Consider the following 19635-nt stretch of genomic DNA (forward strand, 5'->3'; position numbering starts at 1 on the left):
TGCGGCGGCGTTCGCCCGTCAGGAGGAGCTGGTGGCGGCGGCGGGGTTGGCGGACCTGGTCGCTGAGCTGGCCCCGGCGCTGGGGTGGAGTGAGTACACCGCCCGCGCGCAGGTGCTGCTGGCTCAGAAGGTGGTGGCGGTGATGCCCCACGCGTTGGAGCGCCTGTCCTGCGGGCAGCTGAGCATGACCGCGTTGACCGCGACCGCCAACCGCCTGGTCGAGGTCGATGACGTGGCCGCGGCCACCATCGATGAGCACCTGTTCGGTGTCGAGGCGGTGGGGGTGGGGTTGACGGTGGCGAGTCTGCGGGAGGAGGTCGACCACCAGGTCCAGCTAAACGACCCCACCGCTGCCAGCGAGCGGGTGCGGCGCAAGACCAGCGCGCGGCGGGTGTGCTGGACCCCGCTGGGGGACGGGCAGGCCAAGCTGACGTTGGTCGGTCCGGTCACCGCCCTGGCCGGGGTCACGGCGCGGGTGCGGGCCGCGGCGGTGGCCAACCACGCCGCCGCCCGAGCTGCCCGCGAGGGGGTGGTGGCGCCTGGGGGTGGGGACCCCTACGCCGACCAGTCCGACCAGTCCGATGAGCGGACGGTGGGCGCGCACGCCTTCGACGCTGCGGTCACTGCGTTGGGGTCGGTGCGTCCTGTGGCGTTGGACGCCACCAGCGCGGGGTGGGCTGCGGGAACGAGCGTGGAGATCCGCATCTCCCTGCCGGCGTTGGTGGGGGTGGCTGAGGACCCGGGCTTTGTGGAGGGGTACGGATGGGTGCCGGCGTGGCTGGTGCGTCAGGGTCTGCGGTGGGGTGGGTGCCGGTTGCGGCGGGTGCTGACCGACCCCGTCACCGGGGACCTGGTCGCGGTGGACGGGCACACCTACCCCGCCTCCTGGCTCACCGACCCCGACGACCCGGGCCCCGACAGCTTGGGACCTGACAGCTCGGGACCTGACAGCTCGGGTCCCACCCGGCCCGACGGCGACGGTGGTTCACCTGGCCCTGACGGTCCAGGTGGCCCCAGCTGCTCTGGCGGCCCTGGGGGCTCGGGCCCTGGTGCCCCTGGCCTGCAGGCTCCCGGCGACGGTGGTCCCGGTGTGCCTGGTCCAAGAGCGCAGACCCCTCCTGGCGCGGGTGCACCGCCGACGTCGGCCTCCTCAGTGAGACCAACACCGAAGGGATCCCGGCCGGGGTTCTTCAAGGGCCGACCGGTCCAGCAGCTGCCACCATCCCCGACCACCACCGATCTCGTCACCGACGGGGACTGGTACCGCGACGCCAAGAATCTTGACGACCCCGGTGACCCCGGTGACCTCGGTGACCCCGTCGATGTCGTCGATCCGTGCGCGGCTGGAGCGTGTGAGCCCATCGACCCCTCCGCCTGCCCGCTGAACCGCATCGGCGGTGGTCCGCACGACCCCCCTGAGACGCTGCGCCGGCACGTGGTCGCCCTGTGGGGCACGAGCACCGGTCCCGGGGACCGCCTGCCCGCCGGCAAGGCGGACCTGGACCACGTCACCGCCTGGGGGTACCTGCCCGGTCAGGGCGGGTCGACGTGTGCGTGCAACCTGGATCCCAAGTCCCGCCGCTGGCACCGGCGCAAGCACGCCGGGGATGCCCGCGCCGCCGCTGCCCAGCCGTGGACGGCGCGTTGGCAGCACTGGAGGTGCACCGCGGGGCACGCCCACTGGCGCTCCCCGTTGGGCTTCGACCACGTCACCGGCCCCAAGCGGTACACCGACCCGATCCCGATGTACCGCGCCTGGGCACCGCCCTCACGCGTGCCACCGACCCGCCCGACTCAGAAGGCCACCACCGCCTCCTCGCGCTTCCCCGCGGACCCGCCCTTCTAGCTGGTGACCCGACGAGGCGTGTCGGTGACGCGACGCCCCTGCCCGTGCGACTCCTGCGACAGGCCCCCGAGGACCTGCCGGGGTGGCGTCCTCGGTGACCACGGTTCCGTCACCTCCCGCGATGTCGTCTGCGCCGCGTGGTGCAACGCGAACGACGGGAACGGCGTCCTCCACGAAGTGGCCTCGCGGACGAGGCCCGCGCGAGGGAGGGCTGGCTCCGTGAGCGGTCGACGGTGGGTGGGTCGCGCGGTGGCGGTGTGGACGCTGGGGGCGCTCGTCGTCGTCCTCATCACCACAGAAGTGCTGGCGGGGCCGGCGAGCGCGGCCGGCCCCGCGCCGAGTCCACCCACCAGCGCCGTTCCTGGTGGTCCCAGTGCCATCGGTGAGGTGCCCGCCGCGGTGTGAGTTGCCTTCGAGGGCGAAGAGCTGCGCAGGGGTGCACGCACGCCAGAGACGAACGCCGTGCGCGAGCTGACGGCCGGGCCGGTCCACCAGGTGTTCCACTTCACCGACGCCTTCATGCAAGGCGAACCCGGTGCGGACCCGGTGGAGGCGACGCAGGAGTGGGTCGCCGGAGTCCAGGGAGACGGCGCTCCTCTCGGGTGGCTGCGCGTCGCGGGAGGAGGCGGGTCCGCTGCACCCGTCATGTGGCAGCCGGACCCGCCGGGTGCAGCGGCGTTCCTGGCGAGCTCGGCGTGCGCGCTCGTCCAGGTGCCCTGGGACTACGCGTACTTCACCCTCGTCGACGGCGTGGTGACGCCCGTGAAGGTCCAGTCGTGGGACGCCGGGCTCGGTCCGCGGGACCTGGCGCAGGTGCAAGCGGACTTCGCCGTGTCCCGCGCGGAGACCGCGGCGGCCTACGCCTGCTGCTCTCCCTCGGACGGCTGCGCGGGCGGCGGGTCGGCGCTCAGCGGTGCGGCAGCGTCCGGCAGCTCGGGTGGTGGTGACGGCGAGGCGTCGTGCGGCCCGGGGCTGCCGTCGCCCGGGGTGCTGGCGCTCGCGGGCGTCGCGACGCTGCTCGCCGCGGGCACGGGGTGGACGGCGGTCCGCCAGCGCCGCACTCGGACCGGGGGAGCCGTCACCTCGCGGTAGGTGCCCGGCGCGGCTCCACAGGAGGGGCACAGCACAGGTCCAGGGCGCGACCACGGTGGAGATCCACCCTGAGGACGTGATGACGGAGCGCCCCACCCGCAGGGACCTGCTGGCGCTCCTGAAGTTCGTCACCGCCGGGTGCGCCGGCAACCTCGTGTACTCGCTCGTCTTCCTCCTCGTGGCGCAGGGCGACGACGGCGTCGTGGCGTCCAGCGTGGTCGCCAGCGTCGTCTCGACCGTCGCGGTGAACGAGGCGCACCGGCGCTGGACCTTCCGCAGCATCGGCAGGCCCTCGCTCCGGCAGGCCCACCTGTCCGGCGCGGCGTCCGCGGTGGCGGGCACGGTCCTGACGGCGACGGCCGTGTCTGCGTGGACGTGGCTCGCACCGAGCGCTCCGCTGACCAGCGACGTCGCGATCTCGTGGGGCGTCACCGCGCTGGTGGGGTCGGCGAACTTCCTGCACCTCCGACGAGCGTCCGCCGGAGCGACCGCCGGGCCGTCCCGGGGCTCCGCTGAGCACGGGGCCCGCGGGGTCGCCGCTCGGCTCGGCCGGGCGCTCACGCCGGCCGGGCCGCGCGGCTCGCGGTAGGCCGCGCCTCAGGACGGGCGGGTGGTGATGCCGTCGAGCACGAGGTCGGCGACGGCGTCGGCGCAGGCGGTCGGGTCCACCTCGGGATGGGCCCTCAGGTGGGCGATCATCGCGTCGATGGCGCCCTGGTAGAACACGGCGGTCAGGCGGGGGTCGGTGGTGCGCAGGCTGCCCTCGCGCTGCCCGCGGCGGAACAGCTCCTCCTGCAGGGCGTAGGTCTGCTCGTACTCCTGGGGGCTGATCGCCGGGGAGCCGTCGGGAGCGCGCAGGCCGGTGGCGATGGCGTGGATCGCGGCCATCTCCTGCGCGTGGGTGCGCAGCAGCAGCGCAGCCCGCCGGATCGCCGCCCTGACCACGACCGGGACCGCAGCGGTGAGGTCGAGCTCTGCTGCGACGGCCTCGCGCACCCTCACCAGCGCTGTGCGCGCGGCGTGGGTCATGAGCTCCTCGCCGTCGGCGTAGTAGTGCCACAGCAGGCCCTTGGAGACCCCCGCGGTCCTGGCGATCTCGGTGAGGGAGGCGCGCTGGTACCCCTGGTGGGCGACCACCTCGATCGTGGCGTCCACGAGGGCCTCGCGCCGCTGCTCGGCGCTGAGCCGCTGGCGGGCCGGGCGCTGAGCGGGGGTGGGGGAGGGGGCGCTCACCGCGACACCACACCACACGCGGGTGTGCGGCATCAGGCGTGGTGGGTGAGCGCCCAGCGGACGATGTCGCCGACCACGCCGGCCATGAGGACGGCGACCAGGACCATCTGCACCTGCATCCACGCCGGGACGAAGCCGGGCAGGAGCGCCTCGACGACGTTGACCACCAGGAGCACCGCGGCGATCAGGCCGACGGCCCGCACCGCGCTGCGTCGTCCGGTGCGGGCGCTGCGCAGGCGCAGCGGGAGCAGGACGGCGAAGACCGCGACGACGAGGGAGTGGCCCCACGACTCGGCACTCGCCTGCGCCGGTGCCACGACGGTGAGCACGCCGAGGGCGAGCAGGGTGCACACGACCACGACGAGGTACAGCCGGACGAGGGTGTTGGCGAGGGGAAGGGCGGTGGGTGCAGGACGTCGGCCCGAGGGACCAGGACTGTTGACCACGTGGTCAACATACGCCCGCATTGACCGGACGGTCAATGAGTGGTGCTGGACCGTTCCGGCTCCCGCCGGCGGTGGTCCAGGTGCGCCGCGTCCGCCTGTCCCTAGGCTCCCCGGGTGGCGGTGCTGCACACGACCCTCGGTCCACGGCGCGCGGAGGAGCTCGGGCTCGTCCTGCCGCACGAGCACCTCCTCGTGGACTTCCGGCCCCCGGACGCCCAGCCCGTGGACGCGGTCCGCGCCGACGCGGTCGTCGTCCGGATGGCGCCGCTGCTGCGGGAGGCGGGCGAGGCGGGCGTGACCGCGCTGGTCGAGTGCACCCCGCACGGGCTGGGCCGGCGCGCTGACGTCCTCGCCGCGGTGAGCCGCGCCGCGGGGGTGCCCGTGGTGGTGGCGACCGGCGTCTACCGCGAGCCGTGGGTCCCGGGGTGGGTGCACGCCGCCAGCGACGCCGAGGTCGAGGCCTTCCTCGTCGGCGAGCTGACCGAGGGCGTCGACGGCACCGGGGTCGTCGCGGGCTTCATCAAGGTCTCCGCCGGAGACGACGGCCTGACGCCGGTGGAGGAGCGCGTCCTGCGGGCCGCGGCGCGGGCGGCCGTCCGCACCGGTGCTCTGGTCGGATCGCACACGGTCGACGGCCGGGTGGTGCTCGCCCAGCTCGACGTCGTCGTCGAGGAGGGGCTGTCGCCCGACCGCTTCCTGTCCATCCACACGCAGCTCATCACCGACGCGGGGCTGCGGCAGGCGGTCGTCGACCGGGGTGCGTGGATCGAGTACGACCACGTCGGCCAGGGCGACGACGGCGCCGCGCTGGACCTCGTCCTGGACTCCCTCGCCGCCGGCCACGGGAGGCAGCTGCTGGTCTCGCACGACGCCGGCTGGTTCGACCCCGCGGAGCCCGGCGGCGGCAGCCAGCGGCCGTTCACGACGCTGCCCACCGCGTTCCTGCCGGCGCTCGCGGCGGCGGGAGCGGGCGAGGAGGCCCTCGCCCAGCTCACCCGGCACAACCCCTTCGCCGCGTTCGCCCGCTGACGGGCGCCACCAGGTGGGCGCCCGCATGATGACCACCTGACGGCACGGGCTCGAGCGCGAGGAGGCGTCGGTGGTCGCTGTGGACAGGTGGGGAGCGGAGCTGTCGGAGGGACGCGCCGTCGTCGTCGCGCTGCACGGCAGGGGACAGGACCGTGCGACCTTCCGCGCGGTCGTGGACGTGCTGCCGCTCGACGGCACCGCGGTCCTCGCACCCCACATCGACGGCGACACCTGGTACCCCGAGCCCTTCACCGCCGACCTCGAGCGCAACGAGCCGGCGCTGGGCGAGGCGCTGGCCGCCGTCGACGCCGCGGTCCAGGAGGTCCTCGACGCCGGGGTCCCGCTGGAGCGCGTCGTCCTGCTGGGCTTCTCCCAGGGCGCCTGCCTGGCGCTGCAGTCGTTCCTCACCGCGCCGCGCCGCTTCGGCGCCGTCGTGGCGCTCACCGGTGGCCACGTCGGGCCGCCCGGCACCGCCCCGGCACCGCCCGACGGGGTCGCCGGTGTGCCGGTGCTCCTGGCCACCCACGCCGGTGACACGTGGGTCCCGCTGTGGCGCGTCCAGGAGAGCGCCGACCTGCTGACCGCGGCAGGCGCTGCGGTCACGCTGCTCGTCGAGCCCGGCTCCGAGCACGTGGTCACCCCGCTCGCCGCGAGCGCCGTCGCCACCGTGCTCGACGCACTGCCGACCGGCTGAGGAGGCCGCCCAGCCGCCGGCGCTGGGTCAGGCCCCGGCGGCGGCGCGCACCTCGACCGGTGTCCGCCCGTAGCGCTCGCGGAAGACCCGCGAGAAGTGCGACGCGGAGACGAAGCCGCACCGCCGGGCCACCACGGCCACCGCGGTGCCGCCGGGGCGCGAGAGCAGCTGGTGCGCCGCCTCCAGGCGGCGCTCGAGCACGGCACGCGACAGGGTCGTGCCGGTCTCGGCGAACACGCGGCTGAGGTGCCGCTCGCTGAGCCCGACGGCGCGCGCCACCGCCGCCACCGACAGGTCGCGGTCGGCGAGGTGGCGCTCCACGTGGGCCATGGCCGCCCGGCGGTGGCCCGCGCTGCTGGTGGAGCCGTTGATGACGGCGTGGACCACCTCGCACAGCCGCTGCGCCGCAGCAGCCCGCTCGACGGCGCCGGGGCGCGCGAGGGTGCTGCGCACCAGCCGCGCGAGGGTGGCGGCGTGAGCCTCGCTGGGCCCGTCACCGAAGCCGAGGAGCAGCGGCGCCTCCGGCAGCGCCCGCCCCGTGACCTCCTCGAAGGTGGCGCGCGGCAGGCGGACCACCAGCTCCTCCAGCCCCTGCGCGAAGCCGCGCATGAAGGGCCGGCTGACGTCGCAGACCAGCAGCGTCCCCGGGCGCTGCAGCTGCACGCCCCCGCCGTGGTAGAAGAACGACTCGCCGCGCAGGGCGAAGTAGAAGGCCACGCCGTCCACGCCGCTGGAGGCGATCTGCTGGGCCGAGCGCTCGACCACGTGGGCGCTGGCGACGACGTCGGCCAGGTGCACCCCCTGGAGGTCCACCACCACCTCGCGCCCCTCCAGCGCCGTGCCGTCCAGGGTCCTCGCCCGCAGGTCGATGAGGGCGCTGGCGTTGTGCTCCTCCCACCGGGCGACCCGCTGCTCAGGGGGCAGGCCGACGGTGGAGAACGTCCGGACGCCCGCGAGGGGGCCCGTGCCGTGCGTCGTCGTCAGCACCCGTGAGCCACCCCGCAGCACCGCCCCGTCGCGTCGCCCGCGACGGCGCCGACGCCGTCACCGGAGGGCGGCAACGTACACCGGGAGGCTGGCGGCCGCCCCGCTGGACGGCGGGGCCCTCACGCGGGCGCGAGGACGATGTCGAACCTCGCGCTGGCCCAGCCGCGGCCTCCCAGCTCCCGACCGTCCGGCGCCGGTGCTCCCGCGGGGTGGTGCTCCCAGTCGACCACCAGTGACTCCTTGACGCCGAAGACCGAGTCGCGCTCCAGCAGCTCGTCACCGCGGACGAAGATGTGCGTGACCAGGGTCCGGTGGCCCGGCGCGGAGACCATGAAGTGCAGGTGAGCGGCGCGCAGGGGCGACCGGCCCGTGGCCGCCAGCAGGTCGCCGACCGGACCGTCGTCGGGGATCGGGTACGGCGTGGGGAACAGCCCCCAGAAGCGGTACCCGCCAGCCTCGTCGGCGACGAGGCGGCCGCGCCCGTACGTGCGCCCGTCGTCGTGCTGGACGTCGTACAGGCCCTCCTCGTCGGCCTCCCAGACCTCGATGCGGGCGCCCGGCACGGGGCGACCCTCGACGTCGGCGACGGTGCCGTGCACCCACGCGGGCTCACCGGGGGCCCCTCCGCCGATGTCGCCCCCCTGCTCCACCTCGGGGGCCTCGTCGACGAAGAAGGGGCCGAACACCGTCGCCTCGGTGGCGCTGCGGTAGGCCTCGTTGTTCACGGCGACGGTCTGCATCGACAGGCCCAGCACGTCGCTGAGCAGGACGAACTCCTGCCGCGTGCCGCTCGTCGTGTGGCCCGTGCGGGTCAGGAAGGCCACGGCTGCGCTCCACTCCTCCTCGGTGAGCCGCACCGACCTCACGAACCCGTGCAGGTGTCGGACCAGCTCCTCCAGGACGTGCCGCAGACGGGGGTCGGGGGTGGCGGCGAAGGAGGCGACCACCCGCTCGACGAGCTCCTCCTCCCGGGCCCGCTGCTCGGGGGAGACCCCGGCCAGCGATGACGACGCCTGGTCTGCTGATCGGCTCACGACTGGGCTCCTCGGTCGGGCACGGGGTCGCCCGCCCACGCGGCGTGCAGCAGCTCGGCCAGCGCGGCGGCGTCGACGGGACGGGGGTTCGAGGCCGGTGCGCTCGGGAGCACCAGCTCCACCGCGCGCGGCAGGTCGGCCTCGGCGAGCCCGAGGTCGCGAAGGGCGAGCGGGCCGCCCAGCGAGGCGTGGAGCTGCTGGAGCGCGCTCGCGGCGGGGAGACCGCCGAAGAGCGCGGAGACCCGGGCCGCCGCCTCGGGGGCCGCCGGTGCGTTGAAGGCGGTGACGTGGGGCAGCACGGCCGCGTGCATCGGGGCGTGGGGCAGGCCGAAGGCACCGCCGAGCACGTGGCAGACCTTGTGGTGCAGGCCCGAGCCGGCGGAGGCGAAGGCGACGGCGGTGAGGTGGGCGCCGTAGAGCAGCTCCTCGCGCACGCCCAGGTCGTCGCGGCCGTCCGCGAGCGCCTGCAGGGCGGGGACCAGGGCTCGTAGCCCCTCCGTCCCGAGAGCGCGGTTGATGGGGTCGGCGCGGGGTGCCCAGAACCCGTCGACGGCGTGGGCCACCGCGTTCAGGCTGGACGCCGCCACCGCGTCGCGAGGCAGGCCCAGGGTCAGCGCGGCGTCGTAGACGACCGCGCGGGGCAGGACGCGCGGGTCCGAGCCCGTCCGCTTGGTCCCGTCGGTGGTGATGCCCCAGACGTCGGTGGCCTCCGACCCGGAGAAGGTGGTGGGCACCGCCACCAGCGGCGCACCGGTCCGCAGCGCCACCGCCTTGCCCAGCCCGGTCGCGGACCCGCCGCCGATGGTCAGCACGAGGTCGGCCCCGGACTCCCGAGCGAGAGCCACCGCGGCCTCGACCCGGTCCGCGGGGACGTGCTGGACCACCTCTCCGATCCGGGCGACGACCGGGAGCGCCCCCGCGACGTCCTCGGCCGCCTGCACGGAGGACCGGCCGGAGATGACGAGGAGCCGCCGGGCGCCGAGGTCTCCTGCAGCCCGGGCCGTGTTCTCGACCGCCGCTCGAGAGCCGAACAGCACCCGCTGCCCCAGCGTGGTGTGGTCGAACGAGGTGCCGCTCATGCGTCCCGTCCCAGCACCTGGCGCAGCACGCGCTCCAGGGCGGCGGCGGGGTCGTCGACGGGCCCGTGGGAGCGCCAGGCCACCACCTTGTCGGGGCGGACCAGGAGGACGCCGTCCTCCTCGACCTCCCGCAGGCGGGCCCAGTCGTCGTAGAGGTCGGTCACGACCTGGCCCGGTCCGATCACCACTGCGCGGAGCTGGAGGCCGAGCGCCGCTCCCGCGTGCGCCGCCGCGTCGGCCCACGCCTGCCCCGTGACCCCGGTGAAGACGGTGAACCCGGTGCTGGGCGCGAGGTCGAGCGTGGACACCTTGGTGGCGCTGTCGCCGACCCAGGCGTGGGGGAGCGGGGAGCCGGGAACGGTCGACGGGGTGAAGTACAGCTCGGGGTCGCGGGTCGGCTCGGGCAGCGCGCTGCCGTCGCTGACGACGGCGCCGGAGTCGTAGTGCTGGCCCAGCTCCACGCCGTGGGCGTTGAACTCGTAGTGCTTGAGCTCCATCGCCGTCCGCAGCGCCTCGCGCTTGGCGCGGCCCGCGGGCGTGGCCGCCTTGCGCTCCTCGATGGCGGCGACCATGCCGGCCTGGTCGGCCGCGCTGGTCACGCCGAGGGCGTCGAAGAAGCCGCCGAACTCCCGGCTCGACTGGTTGGCGCGCAGCACCACCTGCTTCGCGACCGGCGCTCGCTCGGCCGTGTAGGACTCCAGGAGGCGCTCACCGGCCTGGCCCTTGAGCACGGCCGCCAGCTTCCAGGCGAGGTTGTAGGAGTCCTGGACGGAGGTGTTGGACCCCAGCCCGTTCGACGGCGGGTGGCGGTGCACGGCGTCTCCGGAGCAGAAGACGCGGCCGCGCTGCAGCTCGGTCGCGTAGCGCTCGTTGTTGCCCCACAGCGAGGTGCCGGTGATCTCGACGTCGACGTCCGTCGTCCCCAGCAGCGACTGCACGATCCCGCGCGCCGCGGCCTCGTCGACCCGCGGCGGTGGCTGGGAGATGTCGTAGCCCCAGACGACCAGCCACTCGTTCCACGGCCTCACCATCCGGACCAGCCCGGCGCCGATGCCCCCGACGTCCGCGCCCGGCTGCACCACCCAGTAGAGGACCGAGGGCCGGTGGCCGACCAGGCGCGCCAGGTCGGCGCGGAAGGTGATGTTCATGGAGCCGGCGATGTCCATCCGGCCCTCCATCGGCAGGCCGACGTCCTCCGCCACCCGCGAGCGCGCCCCGTCGGCGCCCACCAGGTACCGCGAGCGGACCTCGTGCACCGCGCCGGTGACCCGGTCGCGCACCGTCGTGGTGACCCCGTCGGCGTCCTGGACGTGGGAGAGGTACTCCGTGGAGAAGCGCACCTGCGCCCCGCGCTGGGCCGCTCCGCTGACGAGGACCGGCTCGAGGTAGTTCTGGGGGACGTCGCAGTTCATGGTCGGCGACGCCCGGACGTAGTCCCCCTCGCGCTCGGGGCTCGTGCCCCAGGCGAGGATCCGCCCGAACTCCTCACCGGCGATGGAGGAGCAGAACACCGTGTCGCCGATGAGGTGGTGCGGGGTGGACACCGCCTTGACCTGCTCCTCCAGGCCCATGTCGCGGAAGAACTCCATGGCGCGCTGGTTGGTGATGTGCGCGCGGGGGGTGTTGGCCGTCCACCGGTGCTTGGTGATCAGCTGGGTGGGCACGCCGTAGGTGGCCAGCGCCAGCGCCATCGAGGCGCCCGCGGGCCCGGAGCCCACCACCAGCACGTCGGTCTCGACCTGGGAGCCGGTCGGCAGGGCGGTCGCGGCGATGCCGTCGTCGAACGCGGTCACGGGGGTCCCTTCCTCGGGCGCGGTGCGCAGCTCAGTACCGGACGGGCTCGAGCCGGGCGAGGATCGACTCCCGCTCGGACTCGAACTGCGGCGGCAGCATGAAGGCCTGCCCCAGCTCCTCGGGGGACTCGTCGCAGTCCCACCCGCCGTCGTCGTGCGTCACGGCCAGCTCGAACAGCGCGCCCCCGGGGGTGCGGACGTAGTGAGACTTGAAGTAGGTGCGGTCCTTGAGCTCGGAGATGTCGGTGTAGCCGGCGCCCTCGATGTCGAACTTGACCGCGTCCTGGTTCTCGAGGGTGTCCAGGTTCCAGGCGAAGTGGTGGTACGTGCCGGCGCCGAAGCGCCAGGTCCCCTGGGCGTCGCCGCGGTCACCGGTCAGCTCGACCCAGTTCCCGTGGGACGCCTCGCCCACCTGGAAGCGAGCTCGGTGGCCCTCCTCCTCGACCTGCCCCTGCGCGAAGAAGACGTCGGTGGCGAAGTCGACCATGCGGTCCTGGTCGAAGACGTGGACGCCGACCCCGTGCAGCCCGTGGACGGCGTGCTCAGCCGGTACGCCCCACCCCGTGTACCCGCGACGCGCGTCGCCCTCCTGCGGCACCATCACGTACTCGATCCCGCAGGGGTGGGCGAACTCCAGGCGGCGGCTGCCGAAGACCTCGGTCGAGCGCGCCTCGACCCCGTGGTCTCCCAGGCGCCCCGCCCAGTAGTCCAGGGAGCCGCCGGGCACGGCGAGGAGCACCTCGCGGGCCTGGTTGGTGCCCCGCGTGCCGTAGACGCCGGCCTGCGCCCAGGGGAAGGTGGTCACGACGGAGGACGGGTCGCCGTCGGCGTTGGAGTAGTACAGGTGGTAGATCGGCGTGCTGCCGTCGTACAGGACGGTCTTCTTGATGGGGCGCAGCCCCAGGACCTGCGTGTGGAAGTCGACGTCCTCCTGGGCGCGCCCCACGGACAGCGTCACGTGGTGGGAGCCGGTCACGTACGTCATGAGATCTCCTTCGACCAGACGTCCTCGTCGAGCCGAGTGTCACGGCCCTCCCAGGCCGCGGACGCCGTCTGGCCGTCCCGGGCCAGAGGACGGCGGGACCAGGCCAGAGGTCGCGCCACCTCGGGGGATGCTCGAGCCCGGCGGGAGGGCCGTCGCGCCGTCGGGGGTGCACCGCCACACCGGCTCGGGCCCGGCCACGACGACGTCGTCCCCCTCGACGACCAGGCCCGACGCCTCCGGGACGCCCAGCACCTCCAGCCCGAGCCGCTCGGCCCACTCCTGCGCTCGCGGTGCGTCGTCCGCCGCGAAGTGGGGCAGCAGCGCCCTCCCGGGCAGGAGGCCCAGCCCGGCGAGCTCGCCGGGGGTGGTGAGGTCGGTGGCGTTCTCGTCGTGCCACGCGGCGACGCCGACCGTGGCTCCGGCGAGGATCGCGCCGGCGCTGCCGCCGTAGAGGTCGCCTCCTCCGGCCAGGTGCGTGCGCACCCATCCCAGCGCGCCGTGGGTGCGGAGGTGGGCCAGCAGGTCGTAGGTGTTGCCGCCGCCGATGAAGACCAGGTCGAAGCCCTCGAGGTCCGCCGGACCGCGGCCGTCGAGCGTGAGCCAGGTGGTGACGTCCAGGCCGTGCTGGAACTCCGCCAGGGAGCCGCGCAGCCAGGTCTCGGCGCCGGAGAGCATGTCGTCACCGAGGGCGAACGGCCAGTACAGGACGCGGGGTCGCCGGGCGAGCATCGGTGCCCACAGGGCGGCCTCCTGCTGCGCCGTGCCCCCGCCACCGAGGAAGACGGTCACGCAGGGCTGTCTACCCGCTGGCGGTCTCCGGCGTCCACGGGAGTTCCAGTAGCCCGGCCGCTCGTCCGTAGCGGGCGGCGTCTGCCGCCGGCAGCGCGGCGGGACCGTCCGGACGCCGCAGCAGCTCGACGTCGGTCAGCAGCCTGAACAGCAGGGCGCGCGCCACGAGGTCCACCGCGCCGCTGTCCCCGGCGGCCGCCAGCAGGTGGGGCCCCTGGTCCCACCACAGCAGCGCGTCGGCGACCACCACCGCCCCCGCGTACGCCGCCGGGCGCCAGTACGGGGACAGGTCGATGACCGCCGGCGGCAGCCCGTCGCAGAACAGCACGTTGCCGGTCAGGTCTCCGTGGACCAGCTGGGACGGCCGTCCGGACCGAGGTCCACGCCCTGCCAGCCGCCGGAGGTGCGTCACGAGCGCGTCCTGGTCGGGGTGGACGGGCAGGGGCTGCTCGTCCCAGGCGGCGCGGTCGGCGTCCGCCCACGGGCCGCCGCGGCGGTCGAGGAACGGCGGCCGGGGCAGGTGGGCCACGGCGGTGGTGAACGCTCGCGCACCGGCCAGCAGCTCGGTCCAGCGCCCCTCCGGACCGGCGTCGCCGGGGACCCAGGTGCTGGCGCGCCAGCCGTCCACGACCCAGCGGCGCTCGGGGCCGGCCGCGGCCGCCCGGATGTCTCGGGGCAGTCGCAGGCCCGCTGGGGCAGCGCGGGCGCTCGTCAGGGGCGCCAGCGCCTCGGCCAGCCAGATGACCTCCTCGGCCTGGAGCTCGTCGGCCACGGGCTTGAGGACGAGCGGCGCGGGCGGTCCGTCCGAGCCGACGGCGGCAGCGGGCGGCGTGACCAGCCAGCTGAGGCCCTGACCGCCGGGAAGGGCGGTGGCAGTGGCGCCGGGGAGGCCGAACGCGGCACGGACGTGCGGCGGAGGCGGGGTCGGGAGGGTGGCGGCCACGCGGTGAGTCTGGGCGCTCGGCGCGGGGACGGGAAGGTCAAGAGCAGGTCAAGAACGGTCAAGGCTCGCCGACGCGACGGTGAACCCTGGGGGAACGTCCCGCCAGTCGGCCAGATCGGCCTGGCGACCTCGCCGAGGGTGCTCGACGCTCGGCGTTCGTGACCACTGCCACCATCATCCTGGTGCTGCTGGTCGTGGTGGCGCTCTCGTTCGACTTCACGAACGGCTTCCACGACACCGCCAACGCCATGGCGACCTCCATCGCCACCGGTGCGCTCCAGCCGAAGACGGCCGTGCTGCTGTCCGGCGTCCTGAACCTCGTCGGGGCCTTCCTCTCGGTGGAGGTGGCCCTGACCGTCACCAACGCCGTCGTGAAGATCCAGAACAGCGACGGCACACCCGTGGTCGGGCTCACCGGTGACGGGGGCACGGCCTTGCTGGTCATCGTGCTGGCCGGTCTGGCCGGCGCCATCGTGTGGAACCTGTTCACCTGGCTGCTGAGCCTGCCCTCCAGCTCCACGCACGCGCTGTTCGGCGGCCTGCTCGGCGCGACCATCGCCGGTCTGGGCTGGGGCGGGGTCAACTGGGCCGGGAACGGCTCGACGATCGACGGGCTGCTCCCGAAGGTCATCGTCCCGGCGCTGGCCTCGCCGGTCATCGCCGTCCTCGTCGCCGGGCTCGCGACCTGGCTGGTCTACCGGATCACCGCCGGCGTGGCCGACCGGTTCACCGAGAGCGGCTTCCGCTGGGGCCAGATCGGCTCGGCGTCCCTGGTCTCCCTGGCCCACGGCACCAACGACGCGCAGAAGACGATGGGCGTCATCACCCTGGGCCTGATCGCCACCGGTCACTGGACCGACACCGAGAACATCCCCTTCTGGGTCAAGGCCTGCTGCGCGCTGGCCATCGCGCTGGGCACCTACCTCGGCGGCTGGCGCATCATCCGCACCCTGGGCAAGGGCCTGGTGGAGATCGCCCCGCCGCAGGGGCTGTCCGCGGAGAGCTCCTCGGCCGCGGTGATCCTGGTGTCGAGCCACCTGGGCCTGCCGCTGTCGACCACGCACGTGACGACCGGCTCGGTGCTGGGAACCGGTCTGGGCCGTCCCGGTGCCACGGTCCGCTGGCGCGTGGCGGGCCGCATGGTCGTCGCGTGGGTCATCACCATCCCCGCCGCCGCCGTGGTGGGTGCGCTGCTGTGGGGCCTGGCCGCGCTGCTCGGCGGGGGGCTGATGGGGGCGGTCGCCGTCGTGGTGGTGCTCGCCGCGGCCGCGACGGTCATGTACCACCGCTCCCGGCAGGAGCCCGTGCACGCCGACAACGTCAACGACGAGTGGCACGACGGCGGCCCCCGCACGGGGTCCGCCTCCGGCCGCACCACCGTCTCCGCCTGAGCGACCACCACACCTTCCTGCACGTCCGCGAGAGGAGCCGCACCGTGTCTCACGTCTGGGAGCTCGAGGCCGCAGCGCTCGGGCAGATCGCCCTCGCCGCCGTCGTCCTCGGCGCCGGTCTTCCCGCCCTGTTCGCCGCGGGCGTCCGGGCGTCGGCCTGGGGCCGCGGCGGCAGCGCGGAGGTGGGCGCTGACGCCCCCGCGCACCCGGTGGGCCGCGCGCTGAGCGGCGCGGTCTTCGCCGTCGTCGTCCTGGTGGCCCTGCTGGGCATCACCTTCATCGTCGCCTCGGGCTCCGGCAAGACCGTGAGCTTCGAGCACGTCTACCCGACGGTGGTCGACGAGTGAGCGCACAGCCGACGTCGCGGACCGACGACGCCGCGCCGGGGGCCGTCGCCAGGGTCCTCAGCTGGCTGCGCGCCGGCTACCCCGCCGGGGTGCCCCGCGGCGACTACGTGGCCCTGCTCGGGCTGCTGCGCCGCAAGCTCACGGACACCGAGGTGCGGCTCATCGCCGACGAGCTGGTGGGCATGGCCCAGCAGGGAGAGGTCATCACGACGGCTGACGTCGAGCGGCTGGTCGGCGGTGCGACCCTCGACGAGGCGTCCCCCTCCGAGGTGGCCCGGGTCTCGGCCCGGCTCGCTGCAGGCGGGTGGCCGCTCGCCGAGGCCCGGTGAGACCCACCGCCGACCGGGTCGACCCCCTCGCGGAGGCGGTGCTCACCGGTGGGGTGACCGGTCGGTCGCCGTGCCTCCGGACACGGGCCGCAGGGACTCCACCCGGAGCAGCAGCGCTGCTCCCGCAGCGCTGAGCGCGAGCCCGGCCAGGGTGGTGCTGCGGACCTCGCCCCCGAACAGCGCGGCGGCCCACAGGGCGGTCACCGCGGGAGTCAGGTACAGCAGGGCGTTGGCGCGGTCGGCTCCCAGGGCGTCGACGGCGCGGTAGTAGGCGGCGTAGCTGCCCAGCCCGGCGACCACGGTCCACCCGACGGCCGTCCAGAAGGCCGACGACGGAGGAGGCAGGAGGTCTCCTCCCGGGGCGGCGACCGCGGTGGTGAAGCCAGCGGTGAAGAGGCTCTGCACGGCCAGGGTCTGCAGCAGCGGCATCGAGCGTCCACCGGTGGGCTCCTCCCGCGTCCACCTCTGGTGGAGGAGCGTGCCCGCGGCGAGGGACAGCACCGCCCCGACGGGAAGCGCCAGCGCCAGCGGCGACGCTCCGGCGCCGACGTCACCTGCGGCTGCGAGCGCGACACCCGCCGTACCGGCCAGGAGCCCCCACAGGTGGACCCGGCGCACGGCGCCGTGGTGCAGGCCGGCCGTGGCGAGCAGGACGACGGCGGGCTGCAGCGAGGCGACGAGGGCCGAGGTGCCGGCGGGAACACCTGCGGCGGCTGCCCAGAAGACGCCGGTGAGGTAGAGGCACTGGCACAGCAGCGCCAGCACCGCCTGGCGGACCCACTCACGGGCGTGCCAGCGCTCGGAGGGCCGCGGCAGGAAGGGCACGAGCAGGAGCGCGATCACCAGGCACCGCCACGTGAGCAGGGTCTGAGCTCCTGCGGTGCCTGGGCCCAGCTCGGCGCCGATGAAGCCGGAGCTCCAGAAGAGGACCAGCGCGACGGCGAGGAGGTGGGCCCTCGTCGAGCGCTGGTGTCCTGCCACAGCTCGTCCCATGCGAGCGAGGTAACCATACTGGTCGGTATACTCGCAGTGTGCTGAGAGCTGGACCCTCCTCGACCGCCGTGAGCGGAGTGCGTGCAGGTGCGCTGACGGTGCTCGACGAGCACACGCCGGCGGCGCTGCGCCCCGCCCTCGAGCCGGTCCCCGTCCTGACCCCAGCCGGCGAGCGCCTGCTGGACGCCGCCAGCGACCTCTTCCACAGCCGAGGCGTGCGCGCGGTGGGCGTCGACCTCATCGCCGACACCGCCGGGACCACCAAGAAGACGCTGTACGACAGGTTCGGTTCCAAGGACGCCCTGGTCGCCCTGTACCTGCTGCGGCGAGCACACCGCTGGCGCGCGCACGTCCTGGACCAGCTCGACGCCCTGGAGGTGCCTGGAGGACCCGAGCCGACGCGCTCCCAGCGCGTGCTGCGCGTCTTCGAGGTGCTCGAGACCTGGATGGGGGAGGAGCGGCGCGGCTGCGCCTTCGTCAACGCCTTCGCCGAGCTGGGCGGGGGCGACCACCCCGCGCTCCCCGTCATCCGCGCGGAGAAGGCCTGGATGCGGGCGCTCTTCGACGAGCTGGCCGCGGACGCCACCGCCGGCGCCCACCTGCACCTGCTCTACGAGGGGACGCTGGTGGTCATGACCGCCGGCGGAGACCCGACGGCGGCGGCGCGCGCGCGGTCGGCGGTGCTCCGAGTGCTCCAGGAGCCCCAGGTGGCGGAGCCGTCACGCGGAGGGCCGTCGCCGTCCTGACCGGCCCCACGTCGGTGGAGGCGGGCCCGCTGCGGCGCACGGGGCGAGGGCCTCTCGGCGGCGCCGACCAGAGCTGGACCGTGCGAGCGCGCCGATCACGCACCGAGCAGCTGCGTCCGTCGCGCCGGGCGGAGACGGCTCAGCGGACGTCGACGACGATGCGCTGCGGGTCGCTCAGCGCCACCACCCGGTACTCGCTCACGGCCTCGTCGAGGCCGAGCAGCACCTGCGCCTGGCCCTCCCACGCGCCGCCCACCCAGACCTGCTCGACCAGGCCGCCGGTCCCGCCGACGGCGCCGACGAACGCCCTCCGCCCGGCGGAGTCGACCTGCCCGTCGCCGCCGTTGGCGATGCCGGTCACCGCGAGGTCCAGGAAGCGGTCCCCCTCGACGTCGAGCAGCTCACCGGAGGCGTCCTGCAGCGGCTGGGGCACCGCGCCGACGAACCAGCCTGCGACCTGCTCCGGCTCGCCCGCCAGGTCCAGCACGACGCGCTCGTAGCCCTCGTGCTCACCGGTGCGGACGCCGACGATGCTGGCCGAGCCGGAACCGGGTGCCTCGCCGGCCCGGTCCAGCGGGACGAAGGGCGTCGCCTCCTGGCCGGTGCCTCCCGCGTCGTCGTCGACCGAGCCGCTGGTCGGCGTGCTGGCCGACGGCGTCGCCGGTTCCTCCTCGGTGGCGGTGCTCAGCGGCTGGTCGGCACGGGCAGGGCCGGGGTCCGGCGCCCCGCAGCCGGCGAGGAGGACAGCGCCCAGCAGCGCTGCGACGGCCGAGGTGGTCGGTGTGCGCGGCACGGGGTCCTCGTTCCGGTGCTCTCACGCCCGGTGGCTGCGGGCTCCGTCCCATCGTCGCCCTGCGACCCGTTCGCGGCACCACGGACAGCCGCCCGTCAGGCGGAGGCCGGGACCGCGCCCGCGTCGCGGCCTCGAGCACCAGCACCGCGCCCTCTCCGGGCAGGCGCTGCGCGCCAGCGGCCCGGCCGCACGCCGCCAGCAGGACGTCGACCGGCCGACCGCTGGCGCGCGGTCCGCTGCCCCCGCCACGTCAGCGTCGTCGGCGACGAGCTGGACCTGCTGCACCAGCTCCCTGCACCCCCCCCGAAGCCGGCGGGGGTGGACGCCTGGACGCGCAGCGCTCGCTCGAGCGACTCGGTGCCGCAGTCCCGGTGCAGGCCCAGGGGGCGGCGGACGTCCTCGCCGTGGAGGTCGGAGCGGGCTCGCACCAGCCCGAGGACGAAGCCGAGCCGGGTGGTCAGGGCGTTGTCGACCAGGTGGGCGACCACGTCGTGCACCGACCAGCCGGCGCACAGCGACGGCACCTCCCACTGCTCAGGTCGCAGGCCCTGGAGGTCCTGGACGAGGGCAGCGCGTTCGGCGTGCACGAGGGGCCACGAGTCGGTCATGCGCCTCCCAGCGTCGGGGGTGTGGGGTCTCGGACCGGCGCACGAGCGCGGAGTCGTCGCCGTCAGGGGCCGGTGACCACCACGAGGTTGCCGTCGGGGTCGGTGAGGCGCAGCAGGCGCGCACCTCCTCCGGGCTCGACCCCGCCGTGGGCCGTGCCAGCAGCCGCCAGGCGGGTGGCGAGCGCGTCCACCACCCCGGCGCCAGCGACGCCGAGCACCACGCACGACCGGCCGGCGCGCTCGGCGTCGCACCACACCTGCACGCCGGCGGTCGGCGTGAGGTGCCACTCCAGCAGCCCGCCCATCGGGCGCGTGGTGGGTGGCCCGTCGAACAGGGCGGTGTACCAGCGCTCGGCCACCTCGACGTCGGTGACGGCGGCCTGCGCGAGGACCCGGGAGAACTCCATGCGCTCCAGACCGCTGGGCCCGCGCGGACTCATCGCCGGCGCGGGCTTGACCCTCACGCGACGTCAGGCCC

General features: G+C 74.9%; 21 protein-coding genes and 2 pseudogenes. 10 read left to right on the forward strand and 13 right to left on the reverse strand.

Annotated elements, in window-relative coordinates; genetic code table 11:
- From FMM08_RS22820 to FMM08_RS03145, 4 genes and pseudogenes are all read left to right on the forward strand, one after another.
- Nucleotides 1–1846: pseudogene (locus FMM08_RS22820) on the forward strand (hypothetical protein); the annotation flags it as partial.
- A 219-nt stretch (nucleotides 1847–2065) separates the two neighbouring features.
- Nucleotides 2066–2251 (forward strand): hypothetical protein, encoded by a 186-nt coding sequence (locus FMM08_RS03135; RefSeq protein WP_147924926.1) that lies wholly within the window; start codon nucleotides 2066–2068, stop codon nucleotides 2249–2251.
- A gap of 57 nt (nucleotides 2252–2308) precedes the next feature.
- On the forward strand, nucleotides 2309–2938 hold the full coding sequence (locus FMM08_RS03140; RefSeq protein ID WP_147924927.1) for a hypothetical protein: 630 nt from the start codon (nucleotides 2309–2311) through the stop codon (nucleotides 2936–2938).
- A gap of 79 nt (nucleotides 2939–3017) precedes the next feature.
- Complete coding sequence (locus FMM08_RS03145; protein WP_369431660.1) at nucleotides 3018–3527, forward strand: GtrA family protein; 510 nt, start codon at nucleotides 3018–3020, stop codon at nucleotides 3525–3527.
- Nucleotides 3528–3535: 8 nt separating this feature from the next.
- Here FMM08_RS03145 and FMM08_RS03150 read toward each other — a convergent pair whose 3' ends face one another.
- A complete protein-coding gene (locus tag FMM08_RS03150; RefSeq protein ID WP_187279518.1) occupies nucleotides 3536–4171 on the reverse strand; it encodes a TetR/AcrR family transcriptional regulator in 636 nt (211 codons plus the stop codon).
- 32 nt (nucleotides 4172–4203) lie between these two features.
- Nucleotides 4204–4617: a hypothetical protein gene (locus tag FMM08_RS03155; RefSeq protein ID WP_147924930.1), complete on the reverse strand. Its 414-nt coding sequence runs from the start codon at nucleotides 4615–4617 to the stop codon at nucleotides 4204–4206.
- A 114-nt stretch (nucleotides 4618–4731) separates the two neighbouring features.
- Between FMM08_RS03155 and FMM08_RS03160 the strand changes: the two genes are divergently transcribed.
- Both FMM08_RS03160 and FMM08_RS03165 read left to right on the forward strand, forming a co-directional pair.
- Complete coding sequence (locus FMM08_RS03160; RefSeq protein WP_147924931.1) at nucleotides 4732–5646, forward strand: phosphotriesterase family protein; 915 nt, start codon at nucleotides 4732–4734, stop codon at nucleotides 5644–5646.
- A 70-nt stretch (nucleotides 5647–5716) separates the two neighbouring features.
- Nucleotides 5717–6340 carry an alpha/beta hydrolase gene (locus FMM08_RS03165; RefSeq protein ID WP_147924932.1) on the forward strand — a complete coding sequence of 208 codons (624 nt, stop codon included), beginning with the start codon at nucleotides 5717–5719 and terminating at the stop codon, nucleotides 6338–6340.
- A gap of 27 nt (nucleotides 6341–6367) precedes the next feature.
- On the opposite strand, the gene FMM08_RS03170 is transcribed toward FMM08_RS03165, so the two are convergent.
- The 7 genes from FMM08_RS03170 to FMM08_RS03200 form a co-directional block, all read right to left on the reverse strand.
- Nucleotides 6368–7327 carry an AraC family transcriptional regulator gene (locus tag FMM08_RS03170; protein ID WP_187279519.1) on the reverse strand — a complete coding sequence of 320 codons (960 nt, stop codon included), beginning with the start codon at nucleotides 7325–7327 and terminating at the stop codon, nucleotides 6368–6370.
- A gap of 119 nt (nucleotides 7328–7446) precedes the next feature.
- On the reverse strand, nucleotides 7447–8361 hold the full coding sequence (locus tag FMM08_RS03175) for a dioxygenase family protein (RefSeq protein WP_187279520.1): 915 nt from the start codon (nucleotides 8359–8361) through the stop codon (nucleotides 7447–7449).
- Nucleotides 8358–9440, reverse strand: a complete 1083-nt coding sequence (locus FMM08_RS03180) for a maleylacetate reductase (RefSeq protein WP_147924934.1) — start codon at nucleotides 9438–9440, stop codon at nucleotides 8358–8360. The genes FMM08_RS03175 and FMM08_RS03180 overlap by 4 nt, the downstream gene beginning before the upstream one ends.
- The gene (locus FMM08_RS03185; RefSeq protein WP_147924935.1) at nucleotides 9437–11233 is read right to left on the reverse strand and encodes an FAD-dependent oxidoreductase; all 1797 of its coding nucleotides are present in this window, start codon (nucleotides 11231–11233) and stop codon (nucleotides 9437–9439) included. The genes FMM08_RS03180 and FMM08_RS03185 overlap by 4 nt, the downstream gene beginning before the upstream one ends.
- A 31-nt stretch (nucleotides 11234–11264) precedes the next feature.
- On the reverse strand, nucleotides 11265–12218 hold the full coding sequence (locus FMM08_RS03190) for a VOC family protein (protein WP_147924936.1): 954 nt from the start codon (nucleotides 12216–12218) through the stop codon (nucleotides 11265–11267).
- 39 nt (nucleotides 12219–12257) lie between these two features.
- On the reverse strand, nucleotides 12258–13007 hold the full coding sequence (locus FMM08_RS03195; protein ID WP_147924937.1) for a Type 1 glutamine amidotransferase-like domain-containing protein: 750 nt from the start codon (nucleotides 13005–13007) through the stop codon (nucleotides 12258–12260).
- Nucleotides 13008–13017: 10 nt separating this feature from the next.
- Nucleotides 13018–13950, reverse strand: coding sequence for an aminoglycoside phosphotransferase (locus tag FMM08_RS03200; RefSeq protein ID WP_147924938.1), 933 nt, complete (start codon nucleotides 13948–13950; stop codon nucleotides 13018–13020).
- Nucleotides 13951–14108: 158 nt separating this feature from the next.
- Between FMM08_RS03200 and FMM08_RS03205 the strand changes: the two genes are divergently transcribed.
- From FMM08_RS03205 to FMM08_RS03215, 3 genes are read left to right on the forward strand one after another with little or no spacing between them, the layout of a single operon-like run.
- Entirely contained in the window at nucleotides 14109–15341 is a 1233-nt protein-coding gene (locus FMM08_RS03205) for an inorganic phosphate transporter (RefSeq protein WP_147924939.1), read from the forward strand.
- A gap of 44 nt (nucleotides 15342–15385) precedes the next feature.
- Nucleotides 15386–15688 carry a hypothetical protein gene (locus FMM08_RS03210; protein WP_147924940.1) on the forward strand — a complete coding sequence of 101 codons (303 nt, stop codon included), beginning with the start codon at nucleotides 15386–15388 and terminating at the stop codon, nucleotides 15686–15688.
- A complete protein-coding gene (locus tag FMM08_RS03215) occupies nucleotides 15685–16017 on the forward strand; it encodes a DUF3349 domain-containing protein (protein ID WP_147924941.1) in 333 nt (110 codons plus the stop codon). Before FMM08_RS03210 ends, FMM08_RS03215 begins: the two co-directional genes overlap by 4 nt.
- Nucleotides 16018–16059: 42 nt before the next feature.
- Here FMM08_RS03215 and FMM08_RS03220 read toward each other — a convergent pair whose 3' ends face one another.
- Nucleotides 16060–16998: a DMT family transporter gene (locus tag FMM08_RS03220; RefSeq protein ID WP_187279521.1), complete on the reverse strand. Its 939-nt coding sequence runs from the start codon at nucleotides 16996–16998 to the stop codon at nucleotides 16060–16062.
- Between the two features lie 80 nt (nucleotides 16999–17078).
- Here FMM08_RS03220 and FMM08_RS03225 point away from each other — a divergent pair, with 80 nt between their 5' ends.
- A complete protein-coding gene (locus tag FMM08_RS03225) occupies nucleotides 17079–17756 on the forward strand; it encodes a TetR/AcrR family transcriptional regulator (protein WP_222710358.1) in 678 nt (225 codons plus the stop codon).
- A 139-nt stretch (nucleotides 17757–17895) separates the two neighbouring features.
- Here the strand turns inward: FMM08_RS03225 and FMM08_RS23290 are convergent, their stop codons facing one another.
- The 3 genes and pseudogenes from FMM08_RS23290 to FMM08_RS03240 form a co-directional block, all read right to left on the reverse strand.
- Nucleotides 17896–18549 (reverse strand): AMIN-like domain-containing (lipo)protein, encoded by a 654-nt coding sequence (locus FMM08_RS23290; protein ID WP_222710359.1) that lies wholly within the window; start codon nucleotides 18547–18549, stop codon nucleotides 17896–17898.
- Nucleotides 18550–18673: 124 nt separating this feature from the next.
- Nucleotides 18674–19157 (reverse strand): annotated as a pseudogene (locus FMM08_RS23295) (maleylpyruvate isomerase family mycothiol-dependent enzyme); the annotation flags it as partial.
- 62 nt (nucleotides 19158–19219) lie between these two features.
- Nucleotides 19220–19621 (reverse strand): VOC family protein, encoded by a 402-nt coding sequence (locus tag FMM08_RS03240; RefSeq protein ID WP_222710361.1) that lies wholly within the window; start codon nucleotides 19619–19621, stop codon nucleotides 19220–19222.
- Nucleotides 19622–19635 lie beyond the last annotated feature (14 nt).

Source organism: Quadrisphaera setariae, from assembly GCF_008041935.1.
Lineage (GTDB): Bacteria > Actinomycetota > Actinomycetes > Actinomycetales > Quadrisphaeraceae > Quadrisphaera > Quadrisphaera setariae.

What these genes read in the sequence shown, in the direction of transcription:
- FMM08_RS03145 (WP_369431660.1), top strand. Translation starts at nt 3,018, where the DNA reads ATGACGGAGCGCCCCACCCGCAGGGACCTGCTGGCGCTCCTGAAGTTC.
- FMM08_RS03180 (WP_147924934.1), bottom strand. Translation starts at nt 9,440, where the DNA reads ATGAGCGGCACCTCGTTCGACCACACCACGCTGGGGCAGCGGGTGCTG.
- FMM08_RS03190 (WP_147924936.1), bottom strand. Translation starts at nt 12,218, where the DNA reads ATGACGTACGTGACCGGCTCCCACCACGTGACGCTGTCCGTGGGGCGC.